This window comes from Sphingobacterium arenae, assembly GCF_014692505.1.
Taxonomy (GTDB): domain Bacteria; phylum Bacteroidota; class Bacteroidia; order Sphingobacteriales; family Sphingobacteriaceae; genus Sphingobacterium; species Sphingobacterium arenae.
Genome location: NZ_JACNYK010000002.1, coordinates 703,964 through 719,928, shown reverse-complemented (window position 1 = coordinate 719,928; position 15,965 = coordinate 703,964). Strand labels below are relative to the sequence as shown.

11 protein-coding genes and 1 pseudogene are annotated in these 15,965 nt (G+C 40.4%); 8 read left to right on the top strand and 4 right to left on the bottom strand.

The window, feature by feature from the left end; all coding sequences use genetic code 11:
• Positions 1-28: 28 nt before the first annotated feature.
• Positions 29-499, top strand: coding sequence for a VOC family protein (locus tag H8B17_RS09185; RefSeq protein ID WP_223816455.1), 471 nt, complete (start codon positions 29-31; stop codon positions 497-499).
• Positions 500-555: 56 nt separating this feature from the next.
• Complete coding sequence (locus tag H8B17_RS09180; RefSeq protein WP_190308887.1) at positions 556-1,023, top strand: GNAT family N-acetyltransferase; 468 nt, start codon at positions 556-558, stop codon at positions 1,021-1,023.
• 77 nt (positions 1,024-1,100) lie between these two features.
• Here H8B17_RS09180 and H8B17_RS20890 read toward each other — a convergent pair.
• Positions 1,101-1,307: pseudogene (locus H8B17_RS20890) on the bottom strand (ORF6N domain-containing protein); the annotation flags it as partial.
• Positions 1,308-1,462: 155 nt separating this feature from the next.
• On the opposite strand from H8B17_RS20890, the gene H8B17_RS09170 reads away from it, so the two are divergent.
• Positions 1,463-2,245: a GIY-YIG nuclease family protein gene (locus H8B17_RS09170; protein WP_190308886.1), complete on the top strand. Its 783-nt coding sequence runs from the start codon at positions 1,463-1,465 to the stop codon at positions 2,243-2,245.
• Between the two features lie 264 nt (positions 2,246-2,509).
• Here H8B17_RS09170 and H8B17_RS09165 read toward each other — a convergent pair whose 3' ends face one another.
• Positions 2,510-2,986 (bottom strand): GNAT family N-acetyltransferase, encoded by a 477-nt coding sequence (locus tag H8B17_RS09165; RefSeq protein ID WP_148919463.1) that lies wholly within the window; start codon positions 2,984-2,986, stop codon positions 2,510-2,512.
• 257 nt (positions 2,987-3,243) lie between these two features.
• On the opposite strand from H8B17_RS09165, the gene catB reads away from it, so the two are divergent.
• The gene (gene catB / locus H8B17_RS09160) at positions 3,244-3,876 is read left to right on the top strand and encodes a type B chloramphenicol O-acetyltransferase (RefSeq protein WP_148919464.1); all 633 of its coding nucleotides are present in this window, start codon (positions 3,244-3,246) and stop codon (positions 3,874-3,876) included.
• Between the two features lie 888 nt (positions 3,877-4,764).
• Here the strand turns inward: catB and H8B17_RS09155 are convergent.
• Positions 4,765-5,739, bottom strand: coding sequence for an aldose epimerase family protein (locus H8B17_RS09155; RefSeq protein ID WP_190308885.1), 975 nt, complete (start codon positions 5,737-5,739; stop codon positions 4,765-4,767).
• A gap of 4 nt (positions 5,740-5,743) precedes the next feature.
• On the bottom strand, positions 5,744-6,913 hold the full coding sequence (locus H8B17_RS09150) for a LacI family DNA-binding transcriptional regulator (RefSeq protein WP_190308884.1): 1,170 nt from the start codon (positions 6,911-6,913) through the stop codon (positions 5,744-5,746).
• 263 nt (positions 6,914-7,176) lie between these two features.
• Here H8B17_RS09150 and H8B17_RS09145 point away from each other — a divergent pair, with 263 nt between their 5' ends.
• Genes H8B17_RS09145 through H8B17_RS09130 form a run of 4 tightly spaced genes read left to right on the top strand, consistent with a single transcriptional unit; the run spans position 7,177 to position 15,928 of the window.
• Positions 7,177-8,856 (top strand): sodium:solute symporter family transporter, encoded by a 1,680-nt coding sequence (locus tag H8B17_RS09145; RefSeq protein ID WP_190308883.1) that lies wholly within the window; start codon positions 7,177-7,179, stop codon positions 8,854-8,856.
• Between the two features lie 11 nt (positions 8,857-8,867).
• On the top strand, positions 8,868-11,177 hold the full coding sequence (locus H8B17_RS09140; RefSeq protein WP_190308882.1) for an FAD-dependent oxidoreductase: 2,310 nt from the start codon (positions 8,868-8,870) through the stop codon (positions 11,175-11,177).
• A 21-nt stretch (positions 11,178-11,198) separates the two neighbouring features.
• Positions 11,199-14,381 carry a SusC/RagA family TonB-linked outer membrane protein gene (locus tag H8B17_RS09135; RefSeq protein ID WP_190308881.1) on the top strand — a complete coding sequence of 1,061 codons (3,183 nt, stop codon included), beginning with the start codon at positions 11,199-11,201 and terminating at the stop codon, positions 14,379-14,381.
• Positions 14,382-14,401: 20 nt separating this feature from the next.
• Positions 14,402-15,928 carry a RagB/SusD family nutrient uptake outer membrane protein gene (locus H8B17_RS09130; RefSeq protein ID WP_190308880.1) on the top strand — a complete coding sequence of 509 codons (1,527 nt, stop codon included), beginning with the start codon at positions 14,402-14,404 and terminating at the stop codon, positions 15,926-15,928.
• Positions 15,929-15,965: the final 37 nt, after the last annotated feature.

The window sequence follows — 15,965 nt, the reverse complement described above, 5'->3', positions numbered from 1 at the left end:
TTTATATCGTTAATCAAATTCAAAAACAATGAAATGGATAGTTTTAATCATTACCACATTTTGCTTAACTGCAAATGTATTTTCTCAATCAAGTTCAACAACTAAAAAACAAATTAAGATGAAATTAAACGCAGGTATCGTAACACCGAAATTAGCAGAAACAAAAGAGTTTTACACCAAAATATTGGGTTTTGGTGTAACATTTGAAAATGAATTTTACCTTTTGTTGCACACACCCAATCACGAAGCGGAAATAAGCTTTTTACTTCCAAACCACCCAAGTCAGCAATCGCTTTTTCAATCGCCTTTTCAAAATAAGGGAGTTTATCTAACCATTGAAGTAGACGACGTTGATAGTATCTACAACGAACTGAAACAAAAAGGAATTGAAATCAAAATAGACATTCGCAACGAACCGTGGGGCGATAGGCATTTTGCTATACAAGACCCAAACGGAGTTGGTATTGACATTGTAAAATATTCACCACCGCAGGAATAGCGGTCATTGGCGAAGACCAACCAAATAGATAAAACTGAAATAAAAATGAATACGAAATGAAAATAATTGAAATCACTTTTGACGACTTTACAATTACAACAGACAAATCAAAAATGGATATTGTTGCAATCCACGACTTTCTATCAAAATATTCAGGTTGGAGTGACAATATTCCCTATGAAAGAGTAAAGACTTCAATTGACAATTCTTTAAACTTCGGACTATTTCATAACGGTAAACAAATTGGGTTTGCAAGAATCATATCGGATTATTCAACTATTGCTTACTTGGGAGACATTTATGTTTTGGATATTTATCGAGGACAAGGACTTTCAAAAAAACTAATGGACGCTGTAATTAAACATCCAAATTTACAAGGATTAAGACGGTGGATTTTATTGACATCCACAGCAGATTGGCTCTATGAGAAGTATGGCTTTAGTAAACTGCCAAAACCAGAATTATATATGGAGCTATTCGACCCCAATGTTTATAAAACAGACACACAAAAAATTGACAAATAAATTGTATTGTAGTTCCGAAATGCCAAAATTCAGTTTCCCAGCGATTGTTCGGAATTTTCGACATACCAAAATGACGGTCAGCTAATCGTACGTCCATGCGTGGTAGAGTCTGCGACAATTTGTCTTATCCGAGTAAATACACGCATGATTTGGATATTTACTTGGATGGCTTGGGGACTTCTTAATACACTTGATAACATCGCAACACCTTGTTCAGTGAATACATTAGGGAGATACTTGCTATGATTTCCTCTTTTCTTTAAGGTCACAATTTGTGACCTTAAAGATTCGTACTCCTATAACTTCATTTGGTATTATAATTTATAAGCCCCAAATATAACTAACATTTCTAAAAACTAAAAAAATTAGTATTTTTGTTGTTCAGATTCTGAACAAAGTGTTATTAACGTCTGAACATGATACGCAGCAGATTTAACGAATGACAGCAGCATTGCAAGCTATGATCGAAAGACTGCCCGGCCTGCCGGGTGTCTATTTCTTCTACACCCAACACGACGATCTCGTCTACATCGGCAAGAGCATACACATCCGTAAGCGTGTGCAGCAACATTTTCAAGGCAAAGACAATAAATCGCGCAAAATACAACGCACAGTGACGCGTATCGCCTACGAGCCGATGGGAAGCGAACTCATCGCCCTGTTGTATGAGTCCGACCTTATCAAACGCCACCAGCCGCTTTATAACTGTTCACAGCGGCGTACTATGGATCCCTTTGGATTATATATACAGCATGAAAATGGCTATAAGGCACTGCGCATTGCGAATAACCAGGAGCGGGGAGACGAGGTCATCACCTTTGCCGGGATGACGGAGGCGAAAAACACCCTTTATCGGCTCACGGAAAAATATAAGCTCTGTCCGAAAATAAACGGGCTGTACAAAACACGGTCTGCCTGTTTTCATTACCAGATCAAGAGCTGCTATGGTGCCTGCATTGATCAGGAATCTCCCGAAAGCTATAACCAGCGTGTCGATACCTTCTTGCACGCCCATCGTTTCGAAGGGTTTACCAAACTATTTGAGGTAGAAGGCAGAAGTTCCGCAGAAAAGGGGCTGGTCTATATCGAGCGCGGTATCTACAGAGGGTTTGGCTTCTGTGCGCGGGAAACACCCGGAGACCAGCTTCTAAAGCACATCGCCTATAGAGCCGATAATAAGGATGTGCGCCGTATTTTGATGCGGTATTTGATAAGTGGGTAAGTTTGATACTTTATTATTTGTGGATTATTCTCGTTATAGTCCTTTTTTATTACTTTAGTTCTGTATGACACCAAGACAGAACTCGATATTGAAGTGGACTGGAATAGCATTCGTTTCCGTCCCAACTTTGGTTCTTTTTGATAATTAATTGATTAACATGGTCTTATTTTTTTGTGAAGACAAGACAGTTATGAAGTGAAAACTAAATGCCGCTAATAAGTTTGAGCTCACGTTCAAATTTTAAATCATCATATCGAGCCAAAGCTAATCCCCGATTCTTTTTCGTAGCATCACCATATCCTTTAGCTGCACACCGTGCTCGTATATTGGTTGGGCATAGTTAACGATAAAAAAATCTTTCCTGATTGCGAAGCGCTCAAAGCCCGCTTTTTGATAAAATTTGATCTGCTTTGCTGCGATATCAGGTGTACCTACTATGATTTCCTGGAATCCCATGTCTTTTGCCCGATTTTCTGCATCAGCCAGCATAAATTTTCCGATGCCTTGGCTTTGGTGTGTGTCTTCCACAGCGATGTTTTTCAACTCAATCGTGTCGTGACTGAGGGAATAGAGCACATATATCCCAATAATGCTATTTTCCGTCTCCACGACATAACTATCGCCGTCGTGGATGTATTTATCGATTGCAGCGATCGTCTCATCCGCGAGTAACAATAGGTCATATGGGATATCCTCAGATCGGAGGAGCTCCCTTGTCTTTATATCCTTTCTCTCGGTCATTTGTTGAAAATTGCAGGTATAGCCCCAAATGTAGCTAATTTACTTAATATCCCTTGTAGCGGTTTATCCACCATGACCTTTATCATTTAGGGCAGTTGGGTAATACCATTAAGTTATTGCAATTAGCAAAGTAAAGTAATGGTAAATTAAATTATATTTGTGCCATGAAGCTCTCAGACTAGCACATAACAAATACTCTTTAACGAACAGTAACCCCTGTTCTGAATTTTTATTTGTTAATTTTTAAACACGCTAAAATGAGTAATTTTTTCGAAAGTCCTTTCAAGGGCAAAATAATCAAAGACCATATCACAAATCCCAATATTATCGCCGGTAAATATTCTTACTATTCAGGATATTATCATGGGCACTCGTTTGACGATTGTGCACGCTATTTATTTCCGGATAGGGATAATGTTGACAAACTTATTATCGGATCGTACTGTTCTATCGGAAGTGGTACCAGTTTTATCATGGCGGGTAATCAAGGGCATCGGCACGATTGGATTTCAAGTTTTCCTTTTTTCTATATGATGACAGAAGTTGAAACATTTAAAGGAGCCCTCGATGGATATTCAGGAGCCAGAAATACAATTATAGGCAACGATGTGTGGATAGGAAGCGAGGCTATGATTATGCCAGGAGTAATAATTGGTGATGGAGCTGTCATCGGCAGTCGGTCTTTAGTAACCAAAGATGTTGAGCCGTACACCATCATTGGTGGAAACCCTTCGAAACCCATAAAAAAGAGGTTTGAAGAAGATGAGATCAAAAAGCTCTTGGAAATGAAGTGGTGGGAATGGGATGAAAGATATCTGTTTGATGCGATTCCCATTCTTTGCTCTAACAATATTGACTTGCTATATGCGTATTTTAAGAAAATGAAATAAGAAGAATTAAACCCAATTAGTTCAGTTGTCGCAAATTTTGCGACAACTGACTCAACCATTGTTCTTTTAACGCTGCTATCTCCCTTATTATTTCTAGTGGGGTTTATCATTTAACAATTAAGGAACAGCGCTCCATTAATTTACCGCAATAGTATCAACCGACAGTATTTTTTCACCTCTTGTTTGAAAGAAAATAGAACAATTTGGCAACCATTTTCTCAAATTTTCTTTATCATGTTCAGTCAAAAAATCGTCGTCCAATCGCAAACTCCTTAAGTGGGTCAACGTCGCTATTTTAGGTGAGATATATGTAATAGGATTATTCCATATCTCCAACTTTTCAAGATTTTTTAAATCAGCTATATTATCAGGAATACTGTCAATCTCGTTGTCAAAGATCAGTAACTCCCTGACGTTTCCCAGAAACTTTGTTTCCCGAGTCAAACTTTTGATAACATTGCTATATAAATATAATGTTTCCAGCTTTTGCAAGCGCTCGTCAATGAAGGTGATGTCTGCTAGTTTATTATTCTACAACGAAAGCCATTTTAGACTAGGAATTGTTTTGATCTTCTCTGGAAACGTAATCAAATCGTTTCTAGATAGATCAAAATGTGCCAAACTATCCATCTGCGATAGGTCGCACGGGATCTTCGTTATACCCGTTTCTGCGAAAGTCTACCGATTCGTGTTACAAACCTATAGTTCTGCGCGAAGAAGAACTTCTAGATTTCAAGGTGATGGGTGTTTCAAAAGCCAGCTGTCGCAACCGTGATTGTACTGCGGATTCGGAATAAGGGACAACTTAGTCATCTTATGGATCGTCAAAGTAGGGAAGTGGTAATCCACCTCCAAAGTGCCGAGCAGTAATTAAGTCATGCCTCCGGATTAGGAAACGACGTACCTTGTAATATGTTGATATTCTTGACCCGGAAGTAGGATAGGAGAAGGAAAGCACGTATGGTTAGGTGCATTAGGAAAGTGTTGTGTTTCTAGGCATATTCCGCCATTGTTGACGTAAAGCTGTAACCCAGGCATAGTTGTGTAGGCCTTCAATGTTCTTCCACTGGAATGATGAGAGAGAGTTGCTGCTAAAGCTAACTTTTCTGACAAATTTTTCTGTATTACGTAGTTAACATTATAAACTTCGACCTTATCGATAAGAGCTTTTATAGGTCGGTGTTCTCTAAAATCGTAAGGAGTATTGTGGACATCAGATAGCTCGCCAGTTGGGATTTTCCTATCTGTTGGCGTGTATGTATTTGCTAAAACCGTCAAGGAATGCTCAAGCATTGCGTCTTTATTAGCAACTAAATTAAAATAAGTGTGGTTCGTTAAACTCAATACGGTAGGCTTATCCGTTTGTGCCCTATATTTAATTGATAATGAGTTGTCATCGCCCAAACTATATGTTACCCAAACTTTCACATTACCAGGATACCCCTCGTCCCCATCGGGACTTAGATGATAAAAGGTAATAGAAGCCGTAGCGCGATCTAGCTGCTCTAGTTTCCATATTTTTTTATCAAATCCACAGTTACCGCCGTGTAGATGGTGGTTCTCATGATTTTTACTCAAGCTATAATTTTGGCCATCTAACGAAAATTTCGCATCGGCTATAAAGTTGGAATATCGACCGATTGTTGCTCCAGGATAGAATGTGCAATTTAAATAGTCAGTTATGTTATCGAATCCGATGACGATAGAAGACCATTTTCCGTATCGGTCCGGTACGTGCCAGCTCGTAATCGTTGCCCCATAATTCGTAATAGAAACCGCATGTCCGTGCCTATTAAAAAGTGTATATAGATTTATTTTTTGATCACGAATACTGCCAAATGCTGATATTTTCACGTCCGTCATGATGCTATTTTTTTCTTAAAGAAGAATCCCGAATTAAAAGTTTGCCTATCACCGTTTTCGTTTTTGTTGCGGCTCTGTCGCCCGAAATGACTTGATCAAAGAACAACTCCACTGCCGTTTGACCTATTTTAAATGCATACGGGTCGTAAGAAGTGAGTGCCGGTTCGATTATTTCTCCGGTATAATCGTTTCCAAAACCAGCCACACAAATCTCTTGCGGAACCTTAATATTTTTCTTTTTTAGATACATCATTGTAATAATCGCACTGTTGTCTGAGATGCAAAAAATAGCGTCAGGAGGATTTTCTGACGAAAGCCAGAGATCTACCGTTTGCAAAATGGAAACTTTAGTGAAGTCAGTGTAAGCAATGAGTGAGGGAGTAGTCGGAATATTATTTTTTTGAAGTGATTTAAAATAGCCCTCCAGACGTTTTTTTGTGATATATAAGTGTTTCGGTCCTGCAAGCACCGCAATATTAAGGCATCCTTGATCGATGAGATGGTCTGTAATTTGTTCTGCTCCATTTTCATTGTCGAGTAGTACTCTCGACGTGTCGATTTCCTCACATATGCGATCAAAATGGATGATAGGGATTCCCTTGTTAAGTTGTAATTTTATGTGTTCAAAAGATTTTGTCTCTTTGGTGTGGCACACCAATATTCCATCGAGCCAATTTTGCATCATTGTTTGCAAATTAGCAACCTCTGTTTTGTGTGATTCATTGGATTGGCAAATCATCACTTTATAACCGGCTGTCGACGCAGCATGTTGGATACCACTGAGTACTTTTGCGAAAAAGGGATTCTCCAGATCCGGTATTATAATTCCAATGGTTTGCGTCTCTCGACTGTACAGGCTGCGTGCGAGTGGATTAGGTTGATAATCCATTTCGATAGAAACTTGCTTAATTAAACTCTTTGTGGCCTCACTGATATCACCGTGATTCGTCAATGCCCGAGACACCGTTGAAGCAGACATACCGACTGCTTTTGCGATATCTAGAATAGTCGTTTGGTGTTTTCGAAAGGCAGAGGCGTTGTTTTTTTGCCTTTTCTTGACGAGTGTAAAGTGAAAATTACAAAACTTGCATACATAGCGTTGTAAACCTCGGACAAAACCAGATCTTAATACGGTCTCATCTCTATTGCATTTTGGACATTTTACTCTAGGCATATTGCTCTTCTAATTATTGTTTATATACGGTTTGGATTTTACATTCACAAAAATAGTAAAATAATACTTTTATAGATATATATCGCAAACGTTTCCGCAAACGATTTCGATAGAAAAAATGATTTTTCAAGGTTTTTTATGTTGTATAATAGCTTAATTATTAGATATCTTAGTCGAAGATTATATTCCTGTTTATTAATTGAATCTATTTTTAAAAGCAATATTATATATACAATATGACACTGTACGATTACATTATATTGATGATATATTCCGTCGGAATGTTAGCCATTGGTTTAATCTTAAGTCGATGGAATAAAAGCGCTGCCGACATGTTTGCCGTAAGTAAACAATCCCCATGGTGGTTATCTGGTATTTCTTCATTTATGAGTGCTTTTTCGGCAGGAACCTTTGTTGTATGGGGAGGTATCGCATTCAAACATGGAGCGGTTGCGATTAGTATTTTGATGTGCTTAGGTATCAGCTCTTTCATCGTCGGAAAAACATTAGCAGGACGTTGGGCGAAATTAGGGGTAACCACCATAGGAGAATATATAAATATTCGCTTCGGTAGATCTGTGGTGCAATTCTACACATGGATAGGGATGTGCCTTAAGCTCGTGTCCATGAGTGTAGCTTTATATGCTTTTGCAATATTATTTTGCAGTCTCGTACCTTTAGGAGAAGGGAATCTTCTTCGAGACGAGAGTACAGGTAATCTTTCCATAACCTATGCCTGTATTATATCAGGGCTATTGATGTTAGTCTATACCGTGAGTGGGGGGCTTTGGGCCGTATTAATCATCGACGCCGTTCAGTTTGTTATACTTACCGTAACCGTATTATTCGTTGTTCCCCTTAGCTTTGCTTCTATTGGCGGAATAGGAAGTTTTCTTGATCAGGTGCCAGATGGCTTTTTACAAATAGCTAGTGGCAAGTTTACCCATTGGTTTCTTTTGGGCTGGATAGTCGTCCATACATTTAAATTAGGAGGTGAATGGGTGTTTGTGCAGCGGTTCCTTGCCGTAAAAGGACCCAAGGACGCAAAAAAGTCTGCATATCTTCTAGGAATCCTGTATCTGGCGAGTCCCGTAATATGGATGTTGCCAGCGATGATATATCGTATTGTTGATCCCACCGCGAATCCAGAGCAAGCCTATTTTTTAGCCTGTGCGGCGGTATTACCTGCTGGGATGATGGGGCTACTTTTGGCATCGATGTTTTCAGCTGCAGCTAGTTATATCGATGGTGAGATAAACGTGTACGCAGGTGCGATAACGAATGATTGGTACAAGGCTTTGGTAAGGCCTAGCGCAAGCGACATAGAACTGGTGATGGTGGGTCGAATTAGTACATTTCTCATAGGAGCGATAATTATTTGCGGAGCGGTAGCCATACCCTATGTCGGTGGTGCCGAAAATGTAATCCTCACCATTACCTCTTTGCTCGTGGTGCCTATGGTTTTACCAACTTTATGGGGACTCCTTTTTAAGAAAACGACGCAGCAAGCCGTATGGATTACTACTGGATTAAGTTTTTTAGCGGCTGCATTAGTGAAAATTTTCATTAAAGAAAACTCGGGAAATTCGTTTATAGATTGGTTGCTAGAGAATTCCTTGGTTTTAGAGGCCAGCGTAGGCATAGCTGTCCCATTATTAACCCTGTCGTTTTTTGAACTATTCGCGAAAAATACTGCTCGGGGATTTATTGAGGTGCAATCAAAATCAATCGATTATACAGTTACAGACACTCCAATAGCAATTGCAGAATACCCTGCAAGATTATTGGCGTACAGTATCGGTTGCCTCGCACTTATCATGTTTGTCTTATCTATTGCAGTGGACGATCAGCAGATTATGATTGCGGCATTTGCGGTAGTTCTCATGACAGTATGTATAATCATATTATGGTGTCTGAAGAAGTTTAAGAAAATTAATAAATAGAATGTTGAAATATGGTTAAAAATGTATCTTATGATGTTGTAGTCGTTGGTGGAGGCCTCGCTGGCCTGTGCGCTGCGGTTGCATCAGCAAGAAATGGTAAAAGCACTTGTCTCGTTCACAATCGACCGGTATTAGGAGGAAACAGTTCTTCAGAAATAAGGGTAACGCCTCACGGTGCAGCTGCTTTCCACGCTTACGCTCGTGAAACAGGTATAATTTCTGAATTATTGATTCAAGAGCGAGCGCAGAATCACGAAGAGATTTTTGAGAACGGGTGGACGAATTCGATTTGGGATGTGGTGCAATATGATCTGGTTCAGCAAACTGAAAATCTTACACTTTATTTAAATACGGATTTTCAAAAAGTAATCATGCATAATGAACGAAATATCAAGGCGGTTGAAGCGACTGTACAGAATGCCGAAATCGAATTACAAATAGCGGGAGAAATTTTTGTGGATTGTACCGGGGATGGCATAGTAGCGCACAGTGCCGGTTGTGAGTCGCGAATGGGTAGCGAGGGTAGAGATGAATTTAATGAGCCGCATGCCCCGGAGATTCCCAGTGGAGACGTTATGGGGAGCTCTATTCATTTTAAGACGAAACGTTTAGATTACCCCGTTCCCTTTGAAGTCCCCGAATGGGCCATTCATTATGAAGATGCTAGTTTTTTCTACGAGAACGGACGGCCTCCCAAAGAAGAGCGCGGCGGATATTGGTGGTTAGAAATTGGAGTGCCTTTTCATACCATTCATGAAAACGAAGAGATTAGGCATGAACTGACTCGTCATGCTCTCGGCGTATGGGATTGGATGAAGAATAAAGATCCAAAAATGAAAGAATTGACTAAAAATTATGCATTAGATTGGATAGGTCAAGTTCCAGGTAAAAGAGAAAGTCGTCGAATTATGGGACAATATTTAATGACTGAACACGATCCGCAACAGTGTACTGTATTCGAGGACGAAGTCGGATTTGGAGGATGGTTTATTGATTTGCACACACCAGGGGGCCTACTCGCACAGCATAGCGAACCGGCTAGCGGAGAAGACTATAATACGTTTACAGAATATGCAGTTAAGAGTTATGCAGGCCCATATGGTGTTCCCTTACGCTGTTTAATTGCAAAAGACGTCGATAATCTGATGATGGCTGGACGTAATGTAAGTGTCACTCACGCCGCATTAGGCACAGTAAGAGTAATGGGAACAACCGCTTTACTTGGGCAAGCCGTAGGAACAGCTGCCGCAATCGCCTTGCGTCAAAATATCCTCATTTCTAATTTATCGCAAAATGTTGTCCACACGATTCAGCAACAGCTGCTCCGAGATGGATGCTTTTTGTTAAATAGCAAAAATGAAGATCCAGAAGACTTGGCATTACAGGCTCGTGTTACCTCTAGTAGTGATGCATTAGAATACGGAGCAGGTCCAAATGATCTAGGCTTTCATCAAGGGCTGTCTATTTGGAAAGATCAACCCCAATATACAGATATTGAACTGAAAACTCGTAGAGGGCAGCTTATAGCCGTCGGTGCAGATCAGATCGATACAATTACCCTGTGTTTGAGTAACCATACAGCATCTATTCAACAGCTTGATATCGAATTGTTAGGCGTAAGAGATATTTGGGATTATCGAATAGAAGAATTGCCTGTAATATTGAAGACAAGAGTAGATGTTCCGATAGGAGAGCAGCAATGGGTAGATATCCCCACCAATCTTCATGGTTTAAACGTTGGAACGTTCATGCGTTTAGATGTATTGCCTAATCCCCAGGTTAGCTGGCCCATTGCAGGGAAAATCATCACCGGTCATATGGCGTCCTATCAGATCGGAGAAAACAAAATGAGAAGATTTGGGAGTGGACATACCTTAAGCTATAAAATTACGCCTGGGCAACCTTGTTATCCCGCCCAAAATATCACAAATGGAGTTACACGTCCTGCAGGCTTTACGAATCTTTGGAAATCAGAATCCACACAGGGGCTACCGCAATGGATAACTTTATCCTGGGATCAAGAGGTCGAGATCGAGACCATAGAACTAACGTTTCCCGGTCATCTTATTCGTGAACTTCACGCGTATAGTCCGTTTTATCGTGATCCGCAATGTCCAAAGGATTACGCTATTGAGGCCTTCATTGACGGAAAATGGCAGTTATTCCTTCAGATTGTAGATAATTATCAACGTCGCAGAAGCCACCAATTAGCAAACGCTATTCGTACAAATCGTTTGAGAGTTAACGTTACAGCAACAAACGGTGATCCGTCTGCCCAAATCTATGAGATAAGATGCTATGGCGTAGGGAATGAATGCTAACATAATTATACCTTCAATAACATGAAAATAAAACCAAAATTATGGTCTTCGTTAATACTAATATGTATATCGATACCGCTTATTTATCCTTTATCGCTGTCGGCTAGCGTATATGAGGTTTCAAATACAATACAATATTCGGTTAAAGGAAGAATTGTATCGGACGACAATAACACGCCATTAGAAGGGGTAAACGTCACCGTAAAAGGTACTTCGTTTGTAACGACTACAGACAAACAGGGGAGATTTGTCCTAACAGACGTTCAAGAAGATGCGACAATTATTTTATCTCGGATTGGATATGTAAGAAAAGAGATACCATTAAGGGGAAAGAAGGAGCTTGAAGTAGCCTTAGTAGAAGAAGCTTCTCTTATGGAAGAGATCGTGGTGGTGGGATATGGAGAAGTCTTAAAAAAGGACCTGACGGGATCCGTGGGGCAGGTTCGAATGGACGATATCGTTAAAGCTCCCGTTGCCTCGTTTACAGAAGCACTAGCAGGTCGGGTAGCTGGGGTTCAAGTGTCTTCAAACGATGGTCAGCCCGGAGAAGCTATGAACATTGTTGTGCGTGGAGGTAACTCTCTTACGCAAGATAATTCCCCGTTATATGTTATAGATGGTTTTCCTGTCGAAGCAGAAGACGCCATTTTAAATCCCGATGATATTGCTTCTATTAATGTGCTCAAAGATGCATCTGCGACGGCGATATATGGAGCTCGAGGAGCAAATGGTGTGGTCGTTGTAGAAACGAAGAAAGGACAGATAGGCAATCCTGTTATTACGTACAATGGTTCATACGGCTCACAGCAGGTTACAAAAAAAATGGATCTGTTGAACCCCTATGAATTTGTCAAGTACCATTATGAGTTCAATCCTACACTAACAGAAGAACGCTATTTTGTAAACGGACGAGATCTGGAGTCCTACCGTTTAGTAACGGGATATGATTGGCAGGATAAAGTGACCCGTACGGCTCCTATTCAAATCCACAATATCGCACTACGTGGGGGTGGAGGTAGAGATGCACAAACAAGATATTCATTGTCGGGGTCTTTATACGATCAAAAAGGTGTTATTATTAATTCCGGATATGAACGTGCTCAGGTCCGTGCATCTGTTGAACAGATTGTAAATGAGAAATTGACCGCTGGGTTAAATATCAATTATAGCAGTGTTGGTACGCATGGTCAACCAGTTGCTATTGGAGAGTCTGGATCAGCCACCAGCAATCTATTTTATGGTGTGTGGGGATATAGGCCAATTACCGGAAATAACATTGATTTAGAAGACGAGTTTTTAGACCCTGAAGATTTCTCTGGAGCCGATCTCCGTATCAATCCTATTATTAACGCCAATAATACCTTAATGGCATCTAAACGCAACGATTTATTGCTTAACTCTTTTGTTAGTTACAAAATTTTACCAGAGTTGACCTTAAAAGTGACCGGATCATACAAAGGGCAGGTACGTCGTACAGACAGATTTTACAACTCATTGACTTCCCGAGGAAGCAATCGAAATCCCAACAATACAAGGGGAGTCAACGGCAGTGTTGAACATCAGGAAGTCAGCACTTGGTTGAATGAAAATACATTAACCTACCGTAAGCAATTCAAAAAAGACCATCGAATAGAAGCCCTTGGGGGAATTACAATGCAAGGGAATAACTTCGGGCGGTATGGTTTTGCCGCTATGAATGTACCCAATGAAGAATTAGGCATTAGCGGACTGGACGAAGGTATTCCTTACAGTAATACGTCGTTAAAAAGCACATCAACGTTAGGGTCTGTTTTGGGAAGAGTTAACTACCACTATCAATCAAAGTACTATGCAACGGTTAGCTTCCGTGCCGATGGGAGCTCTAAATTTCCCTCTTACAATCGATGGGGATATTTTCCCTCGGCAGCGTTGGCCTGGACTGTGAGTCGGGAAAAATTTATGCAGAACCTCTCGTTTATTACCAATGCCAAGATCCGGGCCAGTTTCGGTACTACAGGTAATAACCGCGTGGGTGATTTTGTATACCTTCCCAGCTTTACAATGAATACCTATGATGGCTACTCGTTTAACAATGGTACTCCTCAACCGATCATTACACCAAATAATCTGGGAAATGCAAAATTAAAGTGGGAAACAACGCAGCAAATAGATATGGGAATGGATCTTTCGTTGTTCAATGGGCGCGTTGATTTTACTGCTGATCTCTATCGAAAGACGACACGAGATTTGTTGTTAAACGCCAGCGTGCCATATACTACCGGATACGCAGCTGTTTATAGCAATATTGGTTCCGTGAGAAATGAAGGATTAGAATTAACAATCAGCTCCGTAAACATTAATACCCCAAAATTTAAATGGGAAAGCAGTTTTAATATTGCCTTTAACCGTAATAAAATTCTAGAACTAGCAGAAAATGAAGACAATCGTCTAACAGCACTTCCTTGGGAATACGCTTATGCGCAAGTGCCTTTATATATGGCTCGTTTAGGAAGTCCCGCTGCGATGTTTTATGGGTTTGTATTCGATGGTATATATCAGTTGGAAGATTTTGATAAATTAGCAAATGGATCATACGTATTAAAAGGTGACGTCGCCGATAACGGTAATGCCCGTAGTTTAATTAAACCAGGAGATATCCGATATAAAGACGTAAATGGTGACGGAACTGTAAATGCATACGATCAAACGATTTTGGGAAAACCTATCCCTTTACATATCGGCGGTTTTGCGAATAACTTTTCGTACGATGCCTTTCAGCTGCATGTATTTTTCCAATGGTCGTATGGTAATGATGTATACAATGCAAACCGTATTATCTTTGAGGGTGAACGACCAAGAGCTAACCTAAATCAATTTGCTAGCGTAATCGATCGATGGACGCCTGAGAATCCTAGTAACACGATACCTAGGGCAGGAGGTAATGCTCCGGTCGGGACATATTCTTCGAGAGTCATCGAAGACGGCTCGTTTTTACGACTAAAAACAGTTGCGCTCTCTTACACACTTCCTTCGGCTTTGACCTCTAAGGTTGCCCTAAAGAAGTTATCGATAGACCTTACCGCACAGAACCTTTGGACCTGGACAAATTATTCAGGCATGGATCCAGAAGTTTCGGTTCGCAATTCCGTATTGACACCAGGCTTCGATTATGCCCCCTATCCTCGCTCCCGAACGTTTGTAGTTGGATTAAAAGCGACATTATAACGTATTGAAAAAGAAGTATTATGAAAAAATTAAAAATAGTTTCGCTATCACTGATTTTTATGATTTTTTATTCATGTGATAAATTCTTCGAAACCACCCCAGATGATTTTCTATCGCCTGTAAATTATTTTAATACAGAAGCCCATTTGGACTATGCATTATCAGGAGTCTATGAAATATTGGCGCACAGCAACTTGTATTCCACTAATTATATCTCCGAGATGGGTACAGAAGCCGATGAAGGATATTATCGCGCCGCAAGCAAGGTGAATGGTCCACAGGTTTATGTCTTCGGGCCTTCAGATGTCACGGTGACGAATTTGTGGAGGACCTTATATGAGGGAATAAATCGTGCCAATATCCTGTTAACAAATATAGATAAACCTAATATGGATGAACAGAGAAGAGCTGTTATAAAAGGTGAAGCACTTTTCCTGCGTTCATATTTTTATTTTCTATTGGTCATAAACTGGGGAGGTGTACCACTAATTTTAGAACCAACGGAATCAGCACAAGGCAACAATATTCCGCGGGCGAGTGCGGTACACGTATATGAACAAATCGTGGCCGATATGAAAGAAGCAGAATCATTGGTTCCTTCTGCGGTTAGTGTCGGTTTTGGTGGGAGAGTAAGCCGTTCGGCAGTGAGAGGAATGTTAGCCAGAGTTTATCTTCATTGGGCAGGTTATCCTATTAAAGACGAATCAAAGTATAAAGACGCCAAAGAATGGGCTGAAAAAGTCATGGATCCCCTCGAAGGCCATATGCTAAATCCATCCTTTGAGCAGGTGTTTCTAAACTATTCTCAAGATTTGTACGATATAAAAGAAAGCATTCTTGAGGTTGAATTTTGGGGAAATCTTACCGACGCGTTTCATGCAGTAGGAAGAGTGGGCAATGTAAACGGTGTGTTTACTACCAATGAAGATGTAATCGGGCACGCATATGGATTTATACGCGCCACTCCGAAACTCTATAATCTTTATGACGATGATGATATAAGAAGAGATTGGGCTATATGTCCTTTTACTTATGATGCGCAGGGAAATCGCGTTGATCGGCCTATACTTGAAAGAAATCCGGGCAAATATCGTCGAGAGCATGAAGTTGTAATTCCTAAACACCGTTTGGGTACACCGATCAACTTTCCGTTATTACGGTATGCCGATGTATTATTGATGTATGCGGAAGCCGAAAATCAACTTAATGGCCCGACAGCCGATGCACACGCGGCACTCAATCAAGTTCGGGATAGAGCACAGGTTATGCTGTTTGAGGGAACTGATGAAATTACGGATAGAGTTACGTTCCAGCAGATCATTCAAGAAGAGCGAGCTCGGGAATTGTGTTTCGAAGCACTTAGAAAGTATGACCTTATTCGATGGGGAATATTGACATTGGAGATGAAAGAGGTTTTAAGCACCTTACCCGCCGGTGCATTTTACAGAATGGCCTTTGAAAATGTTACCGATCGGAACGTCCTATTTCCTATTCCTGCGCGAGAGTTGAGTTTGAATAGAGATCTTGAACAGAATGCGGGGTGGTAGGTCAGCAATAATTATATTGAATACACTTATTTAAAGT